The 2,282-nt window shown below is 55.3% G+C and carries 2 protein-coding genes; one reads left to right on the forward strand and one right to left on the reverse strand.

Going from position 1 to position 2,282, the window contains the following annotated elements; genetic code table 11:
- The coding region (locus tag R5W23_RS07005) for a transposase (RefSeq protein WP_320685723.1) at window positions 1-904 on the forward strand (904 nt) is incomplete at its 5' end.
- 492 nt (window positions 905-1,396) lie between these two features.
- Here R5W23_RS07005 and R5W23_RS07010 read toward each other — a convergent pair.
- The coding region (locus tag R5W23_RS07010) for a leucine-rich repeat domain-containing protein (RefSeq protein WP_320685724.1) at window positions 1,397-2,282 on the reverse strand (886 nt) is incomplete at its 5' end.

A 2,282-nucleotide genomic window follows, 5' to 3' on the forward strand; every position in this document is an offset into this window, starting at 1 on the left:
CACGCTGCTCGAAGCCAACGCGGCGATGAAGTCGATCGTCCGCCGCGATACGGGCGAGAATTGGAAGCCGTACGTCACCACGTTGATGCGTGAGGCCGGGGAGATCGGCCCGGATGAGGAGCCCTCGAACGAGGCGGCCCGTCGGTTCGACCAGAAGCGTAAGGGGAAGAAGGTGAGCAACGAGGACTGGAAATCCTCGACCGACGGGGACGCCCGCATCGCGCACATGAAGGATGGTACGACGCACCTGGCGTACAAGGCCGAGCACGTAGTGGATCTGGACAGCGACCTGGTGCTGGCCGCGGAGATCCGCCTGGGGACGGACGGGGACGCGGCGACCATGGCGGAGAGCCTGCTCGCGGCCCAGGAGAACCTGGAGGCGTGCGGGAGCGGGGCGGTGATCGAGGAGGTGGCCGGGGACAAGGGGTATCACGCGGCCCCGACGCTGGAGACGTGTGCCGACTTCGGGTGGCGGACGTACATCCCGGAACCCCGGCGGCACCACCCGATCAAGCGGTCCAACCGTTCGGAGGCGCAGCGGCGGGCGGTCCTCAACAACCGGAGCCGGACGCGTCGCCCGAAGAGCAAGCGGTTGCAGAGGCGGCGGAGCGAGGTGGTCGAGCGGACGTTCGCGCACGTGTGCGAAACGGGCGGGGGGCGCCGAACCCATGTGCGCGGGTTGGTGAACGTGACGAAGCGTTACCTACTGGCGGTGGCGGGTCACAACCTGGGCCGAATCCTGCTCACGTTGACCGGGATTGGTAAGCCGCGGTCCTTGCAGGGGGTGGGTGGGCGGCTTTTGGGCCGCCGGCGGCTCCTGTGGGGCCGAAGAACGGGCTGGGGGCGACCGTGCCGGGATTGGGTCCGCAGATTCGGTCACGGACGGAGTCGCCACGCCGCCTGAGGGCCCCGCGGATAAAGTGGGATAAATCAACGGGCTGCTAGGGTGGACCTGAATTCGATGCTGAAGTGGACCTGGATTACGCGCCGATTACCAGGGGGGGGGGTAAATATAGCGCATAAAGATAGTATTGAATACGGCGTGTCTAGTCACGCGATTGATTGGCAAGGCGGCCAATCGTGTAAAAGCATGTTGTATTGCGATCTATCTATTTGTTGTATATTCTACACTTGGGCATTTTGCCTTGCGGTTCATCAGCTGCTTTTGTGGATAATTTTGCTTTAGTTATATCTAGCATTCTCAGGTTCGAAAGCTTGGCTATGGCTGCAAGGGATTCATCATCGATTGATGCGACTCTGAGAGAGAGGAGTTTGCTCATCCCTGAGAGGCTCTCTATGCCGGCGGCAGATGTGGTGATATCATCTAGCGTAAGGTGCTGTACAGTTTGGTTTTTAGAGATATCTTGGTATCCATCAAGAGAAATATGGCAGCCGCTTAGATTAAGGGATGATGGTTTTTTGCTTGCTGAAACTTGTTGAAGCCTGTGCCAGATACGGGTTTATATGATAGATTTAGTTTGCGGAGGTTCTCGAGATTATATAGGCTCTTCAAGTCGCTGTCGTCAAAATCCGTGAGTGTAAGATCGATATACGCTAGATTGTTCAGGCTAGGCAGCGATGCTGCCCCGTTGCCATGAATTTTGTTTGCGCAGAATCTCAGGTTTCGAAGTTCCTTTAGCGCCTCGAGGCGACTGATACCATCGCTAGTAATTTTTGTGTTACGCAAATCCAATCCGCGCAGTGTTGTTAACTTGGCAATGTCAGCAATATTCTTGTCGCTTACCTCGGTTCGACCTAGATCGAGAGATTCGAGGTTGGCACAAGCGGAAAGAGTGCGAAACCCGACGCCGGTGATCTTAGTGCCAGCAACACTAAGTGAATGCAAGTTTTTCAGAAGAGAGATGCTGCCAATACAATAATCTGTTATCTGTGTTGATGAAATGTCTATGGATTGTAATTTTGCATGCTTAGCGAGCAAAAAAACGCCTTTGTTGCCTACAGGCGTGCTAGCAAGGGATAAGTGAGTTAACTCCTTGAATTGACTCAGCTCTTCCAAGTCAGTGTTGTCTATGCACGCGTTGCTGATGTGAACACCAAATGGCACTGCAGGCGGAGCAAGCCCACGAAGTGACTTTGGTTTCAGTTCACGAAAAGAAAAAGAAGGAATCGCTGTTGGTGACATCTGATCGCTAGCAATCAGATCGCCAAAAAACAGAGTAGCTGCTCCAATGCTGTGTCGCGCCTGCGATAACCCATTTCTCTGACACTGCTTGTGACAACTCACGATGTGAAGGGGGAGAGGCGTGTGACGGCAAGGTTGC

The sequence above is a fragment of the Gemmata algarum genome (genome assembly GCF_034097035.1).
GTDB lineage: Bacteria > Planctomycetota > Planctomycetia > Gemmatales > Gemmataceae > Gemmata > Gemmata algarum.